The sequence below is a fragment of the Pseudomonas sp. KBW05 genome (genome assembly GCF_003852405.1).
Taxonomy (GTDB): domain Bacteria; phylum Pseudomonadota; class Gammaproteobacteria; order Pseudomonadales; family Pseudomonadaceae; genus Aquipseudomonas.
The window spans coordinates 1-8495 of record NZ_QAJM01000059.1; the positions used below are offsets into that span (position 1 = coordinate 1).

Annotated in this window: 7 protein-coding genes; 4 read left to right on the forward strand and 3 right to left on the reverse strand. The window is 63.5% G+C overall.

Annotation, left to right across the window (positions count from 1 at the left end; genetic code table 11):
- Positions 1 to 32 precede the first annotated feature (32 nt).
- Positions 33 to 941, reverse strand: coding sequence for a LysR family transcriptional regulator (locus DBR46_RS29945; protein WP_124530023.1), 909 nt, complete (start codon positions 939 to 941; stop codon positions 33 to 35).
- Positions 942 to 1145: 204 nt separating this feature from the next.
- Here DBR46_RS29945 and DBR46_RS29950 point away from each other — a divergent pair, with 204 nt between their 5' ends.
- Both DBR46_RS29950 and DBR46_RS29955 read left to right on the forward strand, forming a co-directional pair.
- Complete coding sequence (locus DBR46_RS29950; RefSeq protein WP_124530025.1) at positions 1146 to 1544, forward strand: helix-turn-helix domain-containing protein; 399 nt, start codon at positions 1146 to 1148, stop codon at positions 1542 to 1544.
- Between the two features lie 57 nt (positions 1545 to 1601).
- Complete coding sequence (locus tag DBR46_RS29955; RefSeq protein ID WP_124530027.1) at positions 1602 to 4364, forward strand: winged helix-turn-helix domain-containing protein; 2763 nt, start codon at positions 1602 to 1604, stop codon at positions 4362 to 4364.
- Here DBR46_RS29955 and DBR46_RS29960 read toward each other — a convergent pair.
- Positions 4311 to 5762 carry a winged helix-turn-helix domain-containing protein gene (locus DBR46_RS29960; protein WP_256659426.1) on the reverse strand — a complete coding sequence of 484 codons (1452 nt, stop codon included), beginning with the start codon at positions 5760 to 5762 and terminating at the stop codon, positions 4311 to 4313. The genes DBR46_RS29955 and DBR46_RS29960 overlap by 54 nt on opposite strands.
- Before the next feature lie 148 nt (positions 5763 to 5910).
- The gene (locus DBR46_RS29965; protein ID WP_124530031.1) at positions 5911 to 6861 is read right to left on the reverse strand and encodes a GlxA family transcriptional regulator; all 951 of its coding nucleotides are present in this window, start codon (positions 6859 to 6861) and stop codon (positions 5911 to 5913) included.
- Between the two features lie 180 nt (positions 6862 to 7041).
- Between DBR46_RS29965 and DBR46_RS29970 the strand changes: the two genes are divergently transcribed.
- Positions 7042 to 7764: a pirin family protein gene (locus DBR46_RS29970; RefSeq protein ID WP_124530033.1), complete on the forward strand. Its 723-nt coding sequence runs from the start codon at positions 7042 to 7044 to the stop codon at positions 7762 to 7764.
- A 120-nt stretch (positions 7765 to 7884) separates the two neighbouring features.
- Positions 7885 to 8232: a hypothetical protein gene (locus tag DBR46_RS29975; RefSeq protein ID WP_124530035.1), complete on the forward strand. Its 348-nt coding sequence runs from the start codon at positions 7885 to 7887 to the stop codon at positions 8230 to 8232.
- Positions 8233 to 8495: the final 263 nt, after the last annotated feature.

The following is an 8495-nucleotide window of genomic DNA, read 5'->3' on the forward strand; positions in this document are numbered from 1 at the left end:
GTTACCTAAATAACGGATATGTACACAACCCCCTAAAGCACCCGAGCCATGTGCTCAGCAATCCGCCCACGCAACCACCGCTCCGCCGGATCATTGTCATGCACCCCACTCCAAACCATCGACAACTCCGCCGCCTCAATCGCAAACGGCGGGTCCTCCGCCCGTAACGCCGAGCCCTCAGTCAACGCACACGCCGCATAATCCGGCACGGTCGCAATAATCTGCGTCCCCGCCAACAACGCCCGCAACCCACTGAATTGCGGCACCGCCAACACCACCCGCCGCGCCCGGCCAATGCGTGCCAAATCCAGATCGATATTGCCGCTCAGATCCCCCGAAAACGACACCATCGCATGGGGCCGCTCGCAGTAGTCGTCCAGGGTCAGCGGCGTAACCCCGCCATCCCCCCGCAGCACCTTGCACGGAATATTCCGCAGCTTCTTGCGCTTGGCATTCGCCGGCAATTCCGTGGTGTAGCTCACCCCCACCGAAATCTCGCCACTGGCCAACAACGCCGACATCAGCAGGTAATTGGCACGGCGCACCACCACGACAATCCCCGGCGCCTCCTCACGCAATTGGCTGAGCAACGGCGGGAACAGGCCGAACTCGGCGTCGTCGGACAGCCCGATGCGAAACACCGCGCAGCTGGTTGAAGGGTCGAAATCCTTGGCGCGGCTGACGGCGCCCGAGATGATGTCCATGGCCGGTTGCAACTCCTTGAGTATCGCCACGGCGCGTGGCGTGGGCTCCATGCCCCGCCCGTTGCGCAGCAGCAACGGGTCGTCGAACAGGTCGCGCAACCGCCCCAACGCCGCACTCACCGCCGGTTGGCCCATAAAGAGTTTTTCGGCGACCCGGGTCAGGTTCTTCTCGAACATCAGCGCTTCGAAAATCACCAACAGGTTCATATCGACGCGGCGCAGGTCGTTACGGTTCATAGCGGTATCCAAACGGTTGGCGAGCCGCCAGATAAGCACGCAAAACGCGGCCTGGATTGCACCGCTGTGCTGTCTTTTCAACGCCGGCACCTGGCGAAATTAACAACGATTAACTCGTCAGCCAGACGGTCTGGCGCCAAGAATGTGTCGGTCTACACTGCACCCATTCACCGGGAACGCTCCCATCGACTGCGGATATCCGTCATGGCCCGACTTAAGCACACTGCTCCCCGTTTATCCGCGACCGGCGGCCTGTGTGCCCGGCGCGAGCGGATTGCCAAACAATTGATCCTCGCCAACCTCGGTGAAAGCCTGGCGATTGCCGAACTGGCCCAGGCCTGTGCGCTGTCGCGCAGCCATTTTTCGCGGGCGTTCAAATGCACCACTGGGCTGTCGCCGCAGGAATGGATTCGCCAACAGCGCATCCAGCGGGCCAAGGAGTTGATCACCGGTTCCGACTTGAGCCTCACGCAGATCAGCCTGGAGTGCGGCTTTTGCGACCAGGCGCACTTCTGCCACATGTTCACCCGCAGCGAAGGCGTCAACCCGATGACCTGGCGAAATCACCAATTGCGTCACAGGCCGCAAGTAATTGCGGCCTAGTGGTTGGCACCCGCCTGGAATATGCTGGCCACACCCTTTTCCCAGAGCATGGCCGCCATGAATGACCTCAGCGACCAGGCCGTGCAGTTCGGCCCCTACCGCATCCATCCGCGCCAGCGCCTGGTGTTGGAAGGCGGCCGCCCGTTGCGCCTGGGGCGGCGTGCCGTGGAGATCCTGCTGATCCTGCTGGAGCAGGCCGGCAATGTGGTGAGCAAGCAGGAATTGATCGCCCGCGTGTGGCCCAAGAGCGTGGTGGAGGACGGCAACCTGCGGGTGCATATGGCAGCGCTGCGCAAGGCCTTGGGCGATGGCCAGGCCGGGCAGCGCTATATCGTGACCGTGGCCCAGCGTGGCTACAGTTTTGTCGCGCCACTGAGCATCGAACCCATGAGCCTGCCCACCGAAGGTGCACCGCAACGCCCGTGCCATAACCTGCCGCTGCGGCGCACCCGCATGATCGGCCGCCAGGCGCTGATCGATGCCCTGGTGCAGCAACTGCCCGCACAACGCTTCATCACCCTCACCGGTGCCGGCGGCATCGGCAAGACCACCGTGGCGCTGCGGGTGGCGGAGCTGCTGATCGGGCATTACCGGCACGGCATCCGCCTGCTCGACCTGGCGCCGCTGAGCGCGCCGTCAATGATCTTGCCCAACCTCGCCGCCCTGCTCGACCTCACGCTCACCGAGCACGAGCCTTTGCTCAGCGTTGCCCGCAGCCTGCACACCCGACAATTGCTGCTGGTGATCGACAACTGCGAGCACCTGCTGGACGACATCGCACTGATCAGCGAAACCCTGCTGCGCCACGCGCCCGAGTTGCACATCATCGCCACCAGCCGCGAAGCGCTACGTGCCGAAGGCGAATCCGTGCAGCGCCTGGAACCGCTGGCGTGCCCGCCCGCCACCGGCAACCGTGCCCAGGCCCTCGGTTACCCGGCCCTGCAATTGCTGATCGAACGGGCGATGTCCCATCAGGACAGCTTTGCCCTCAGCGACGCCGAGCTGCCGCTGGCCATCGATATCTGCCAGCGTCTGGACGGTATCCCCTTGGCCATCGAGCTGGTGGCGGCGCAGATCGAACGCTTCGGCCTGCCGGGCCTGCTGGTGCAGATGGAAGACAACTTCCGCCTGCTCACCCGTGGCCGAAACAGTACCCTGCCCCGCCAGCAAACCTTGCGCGCCACGCTGGACTGGAGCTTCGAGCTGCTCACCGGCTGCGAGCAGATTTGCCTGCGCCGCCTTGCGGTATTCCGCGGCGGCTTCAGTTTGGCCAGCGCAGCGGCGGTGATCGCCGGGGAACAGGTGGCGCCCCTCGAAGTGCTGGGTTCCATCACGCAACTGGTGGCCAAGTCCTTGCTCAATGTGGAGGCCGGTGATGACGAGATGGTTTATCGCCTGCACGACATCACTCGCACCTATACCCTGGAAAAACTCAGCAGCGCCGGCGAACTCGACGTCACCCGCACGCGCCACGCCGAGCGTTGCCTGAGCCTGATGAACCAGGCGCAGGACGATTGGGAACTGACCGCGACCCAGCCGTGGATCGACCGCTATGCGCCCCTGCGCGAAGACATCCGCGCCGCCCTCGACTGGGGCCTTGGCGAGCATGGCGTGCACTTGTTGGGCATTCGCCTCACCGTCAGCGCCATGCCGCTGTGGCAAGAGTTGTCGCTGCTGCGCGAACACGGTTTGTACGTGGGCAAGGCCCTGGAACGGCTGGCGCAATCGGCCGCGCCGAGCCAGCGCCTGCATATGGCCTTGCAACTGGCGCTGGGCAGCTTCTCCTATCACACCCAGGGAGGCACGCCGCAAACCATCGACGCCTTTACCTGCGCGCGGCGACTGGCCGAAGCGGACAAGGACCTCGCCGGCCAACTGCGCGCGGTGTCGGGGCATATGGCGGTCAACCTGTGCTGCGGCAACTATCGCGAAGCCCTGGCGCAGAGCCTGCACTTCGACCAACTGGGGCCGCAGGCCGAACCCTTGCTGGACCTCAGCGCACAACGCCTGCGGGTGCTCGCGCAACACTTCGCCGGCAACCAGGCGCTGGCCTTGCACAACGCCGAGCAGGTGCTCCAGCGCATGGCCCAGAGCGGCCATCTGAATCGATTCACCCATGGCTTTGGCGTGCAGTACGACCAGAGTGTGGCGTCGTTGACCATCCTCGCACGCATCCTGTGGCTACGGGGTTTCCCCGAGCGCGCCGCACGTATCGCCGACCAGGCGCTGGCATTGGCGCTGCAGATCAACCATGGCACGTCGATCTGCTACACCCTGGCCCTGGCCGGCGTGGTGATCGCCCGCTACAACGGCGACACCGCCACCACCCGCGCGCACATGGACCTACTGCTGCAACAGGCACAAAAACATTCCGTGCAGCTGTTCCATACCTGGGCGCGCTGTTACGCCGGCACGACGTCGATGGCTGATGTGCAAGGTTTGGGGCTGGTGGAAGATATTCTCGTGACCTTCAACGCCATCGAGCCGAGCGACGCCGTGTTCGAACGCGCCCGCAACGGCGGCGCCGGCTGGTGCACTGCGGAGATCCTGCGGGTGCGCGCCGAAAGCCTCAGCGACAGCCGTGCCGCCGAAGCCCTGCTGCTGGAAGCCCTGGGCCTGGCACACCAGCAAGGCGCGCTGGCCTGGGAGTTGCGCAGCGCCACGGCCTTGGCGCGGTTATGGCAGCGCCAAGGCCGCGTGCAGGCGGCGCGTGATCTGTTGGCGTCGGCGTATGGGCGTTTCACCGAAGGTTTTGCCACCGCCGACCTACTCCGCGTACGCGGCCTGCTCGACGAGTTGCAGGACAAACGACCGGCCTGAAAACGGCCCCAGGTAATGCCCGTAGCCGGCCTGCAAACGCGCCACTTGTTCAGGGTCGCGCAGTTGCGCCACGGCGTAGCTGCGCAAGCTGTTGAGCAACCGATAACGCGCGGGGCCGGGGCCTGGCTCGTGGGCCAGCAACGACAGGCCCACCAGCCGCGCCAGCAGGTACGGCAGGTCGGCATGTTCCAGTTCGGTGCCCGCCACCAACGCGGTCAGCCTGGGCAAGGTCACGGCCATCTTGAACAAGCCCAATTGCAGGAACAGCCAACGTTCCGGCAGGCTCAGGCGCGCGTAGCTCCAATCCAGTGCAGCGGCGAAGGATTGGTGACGTTCAACCGCCGTGCGACGGCCCCGCGTCAACACCTGCAAACTGCTGCGCAACTGCGTCTGCACGCCGTGTATGCCCAAGGCTTCGACCTGGGCCGCCGCCAGTTCCAGGGCCAGGGGAATGCCATCGAGGGATCGGCAGATATCCCGTAGAGGCGCCAGGTCCTGGGCGCGCAACACAAAGCCTTGCTGACTGGCGCGCACCCGCGCAACAAACAACTGCACCGCTGGAGAGGCCAGTGCCTGCTCGACACTGCCCCAACCACACGGCGTCGGCAGCGCCAGCCTGGGCACGTGTTGCACCCACTCACCGGGCAAGTGCAAGGCTTCACGGCTGCTGAGCAACACGCTCACCTGGGGCGCGTACTGGGCCAATATGCGCACCAGGTGACGGCAGGCGCTGAGCAACAAGTCGGCACCATCGAGCACCAGCAGCAGTTGGCGCGTGGCCAAGGGTTTGCACAATGCCTGGGCACTGGCGCAGGGCTCCAGGTCCAACGCCTTGGCCAGATGGCGGAGCATTTGCGTCGGCGCTTGCACCGTCGCCAGGTCCACCCACCACACGCCGTCGCGATAACGCGGCAGCACGCGTTCGGCCAGGGCCAATGCGAGGCTGCTTTTGCCCACGCCGGCGCAACCGGTCAGGGTCATCAGGCGTTGCCCGGACAGGCGCCGCACCAACACCCCCAACGCTTCATCGCGACCGATCAGCGGGCTCAGGCGCACGGCCAGATTGTGCCGGGGCTTGGCGGCAGGCGTAGCGCTGTGCAGCGGTGCGACAAAACTGTAGCCGCGCTGGGGGTCGTTGATGATGCAGGGTTGGCAATCCAATGCACGGCGCAAGGCGGCGATGTGCACACGCAGGTTGTTCTCTTCCACCACGCTGTTGGGCCAGACGCGGGCGATCAGGCTGTCCTTGCTGACAAACTGCCCCGGGGCTTCCAGCAGCACCGCCAGAATCTCCAGCGCCCGCCCGCCCAGCGGCACCGGCCAGCCTGCCTTGCTGACCAGGCGCTGCTGCGGGTGAAAGGTGTAGCGGCCGAAGCTCACCGTGGGCGCGTTGTGCATGTCGATAAAGCGCTGAAACACCCGGCCTTGGGCGTTTGCGCATCCTTTTCCATGGGCTTGGCGCTATCTTGCCACCTCGCCGTGACAGGACAATGCTGGCACGGGGAGCCACACGGACTTTGGGGTGCGTCAGACGGCCATATCGGCCTTAACTGAACTGCTGGCGGTACTGGGTCGGGTTGAGGCCAAGCTTTTCGCTGAACAGAAAACGCATATAACGCACGCTGCCGAAACCGGCATGGAAGGCCACGGTCTTGAGCGGCAGGTCGGTGGTTTCCAGCAGGTGCCGGGCGCGGTCGATGCGTGCACCTTGCAAAAATGCCATGGGCGTCATGTGCACTTCCTTGGCAAACACCCGGGCGAAGTGGCGCGTGCTCATGCCCGCCAGGTCGGCCATGGAGTCGATGGTGAACGGCTGATCCAACTGCGCCAGCACATGGTTCTGCACCCGCGTGATCGGCGTTTCCTGGGGCGCCACCGCGGCAGTCATCGGACTGAACTGCGCCTGGCCGCCCTGACGCTTCATCACCACCAGCAGCACCTTGGCCACGTCCACCGCGACCTGCTTGCCGTGATCCTGGGCTACCACCGACAGCGCCAGATCGATGCCGGCAGTGACCCCGCCCGAGGTGATCAAGCGACCATCCTGCAAGTAGATGCGATCGGTCTCGACGATCGCCTTGGGAAAGCCCTGGATCAGCCGTTCGGTGTAGTGCCAGTGGGTGGTCACGCGATGGCCGTCGAGCAGCCCGGCGTGTCCCAATACAAACGCGCCGGTGCAGGTCGAACCAAAGCGCCGCGCCTTGGGAGCGGCAGCCTTGAGCCACGGCAGCAGCGCGGGATGGCACTCGTTATAGGCCCCGGGGCCGCCGGGCACCAGCAACAGGTCGTAAGCATCAACGGCTTGCTCCAGCAGCAGGTCGGGCTGCACCAGCACACCGTTGGAGGCACGCAACGCACCGGGCTCAGTGCCCAGGGTGAGGATGCGGTAATGCTCGGCCGCCGGCAGGTAGCGGTTGGCGATGGAGAACACCTCAAGCGGCCCGGCCATGTCGAGCAGCAGGAAGTCGGGAAACAGCGCCATGGCCACGGTTTTCATAGGGTGGAACGTCCGTCGAATAAGGTACAGGCGGGCATTATGGCATGTCTTTTATTGTCAACCTTGAAGGGACAGTTATTCAGATTTCACCTTCTTAATGAATACCCCGATAACCATTAACCTTCTTCTCAACGCCAGCGCCCTGCACTTCGCAGCCCGCGCTCACTTGAGGACAAGACCATGCTGACCCTTCGCAAAGCTTCCGAACGCGGCGCCGCCAATCACGGTTGGTTGAAGTCGTTTCATACCTTCTCATTCGCCAACTACTGGAACCCGAAAGAACAGGGTTTTTCCGACCTGCTGGTGATCAACGACGACCGCGTCGCCGCCGGCAAAGGCTTCGGCCAGCACCCGCACCGTGACATGGAGATTTTCTCCTATGTGCTTGAAGGCGCCCTGGAACACAAAGACACCCTGGGCACCGGCTCGGTGATCCGCCCCGGCGACGTGCAACTGATGAGCGCCGGCAGCGGCGTGGCCCACAGCGAGTTCAACCACAGCCAAAGCCGTGGTGTGCACTTCCTGCAAATCTGGATCGTGCCCAATGAAGTCGGGGCTGAGCCGCGCTATCAGCAGGAGCACTTCAGTGAGGCGCAGAAACGTGGGCGTTTGCAGTTGATCATCTCGCCGGACGGGGCCGATGGGTCACTCAACGTACGCCAGGATGCGCGGGTGTATGCGGGGCTGTTCAACGGTGACGAAAGCGCGACCCTGGATTTGGCGGCGGACCGCCATGCGTACATCCATGTGGCCCGGGGCAGTGTTGAGATCAACGGCCAGCGCTTTGAAGAAGGCGACGGTGCCCGGGTGCGTGATGAGCGGCAGATCCGCTTGAGCCAGGGTGAAGACGCCGAGGTGCTGGTGTTTGACCTGCGCCCTCAGGAACTGCCACGGATGCCTTGAGCAGCCATCGCTGGTGTCGATAGTCACCATCAGCGCAATGAAGTTCTCTTAAAAACTGCGGCGCGTAACATCACATCCATATCCGGAAACACTTAACTAAAACACTTGGAGCACATCATCATGAAACGCCAAATCTTGCTTGGACTTGCTTTTTCGGTACTGGCTGTAAATGCTTTTGCTCATCCTCTGGTTGCTGAAGGTGGGGCTGAGCGGTTGCAGGGGAATCGTGTGGCTGAAGGTGGCGCGGAGCGTCTGTTGGAGCGTCGTGTGGCGGAAGGCGGCTCGGAGCGTCTGCTGGAGCGTCGTGTGGCTGAAGGCGGCTCGGAGCGTCTGCTGGAACGTCGTGTGGCGGAAGGTGGTTCGGATCGTCTGCAAGAGCGTCGCTTGGCGGAGGGTGGTTCGGATCGGTTGCAGGAACGTCGCTTGGCTGAAGGTGGGGCGGAACGTCTGCTGAGTAGTCACGTGTAAGCCTGCATTGTTTGCAGGGAATCCCAAACCGGCCTGATCAGCCGGTTTTTTTTCGCCTGGGATAATGGTGTTGTGAATACGGTTTAGGGTGGGAGCTGGCTTGCCTGCGATAGCGGTCTTTCTGTGTACATATCCATTATTTGGGTTACGGCTGCTTATGGTTCCGCCCTTACGGCGGACCACTTTGGAAAAAAGCCCCAAAGTAACCGAAGGGCTCTTGCCCCAACACTCCGTTCCTCGCCTAGGCCCCCCAAATCCATGCC

Bases quoted from the DNA above. Each gene is read 5' to 3' on its own strand.
- DBR46_RS29970 (WP_124530033.1), top strand. From the start codon at position 7,042: ATGCTGACCCTTCGCAAAGCTTCCGAACGCGGCGCCGCCAATCACGGT.
- DBR46_RS29960 (WP_256659426.1), bottom strand. From the start codon at position 5,762: ATGCACAACGCGCCCACGGTGAGCTTCGGCCGCTACACCTTTCACCCG.
- DBR46_RS29955 (WP_124530027.1), top strand. From the start codon at position 1,602: ATGAATGACCTCAGCGACCAGGCCGTGCAGTTCGGCCCCTACCGCATC.
- DBR46_RS29950 (WP_124530025.1), top strand. From the start codon at position 1,146: ATGGCCCGACTTAAGCACACTGCTCCCCGTTTATCCGCGACCGGCGGC.
- DBR46_RS29945 (WP_124530023.1), bottom strand. From the start codon at position 941: ATGAACCGTAACGACCTGCGCCGCGTCGATATGAACCTGTTGGTGATT.
- DBR46_RS29965 (WP_124530031.1), bottom strand. From the start codon at position 6,861: ATGAAAACCGTGGCCATGGCGCTGTTTCCCGACTTCCTGCTGCTCGAC.
- DBR46_RS29975 (WP_124530035.1), top strand. From the start codon at position 7,885: ATGAAACGCCAAATCTTGCTTGGACTTGCTTTTTCGGTACTGGCTGTA.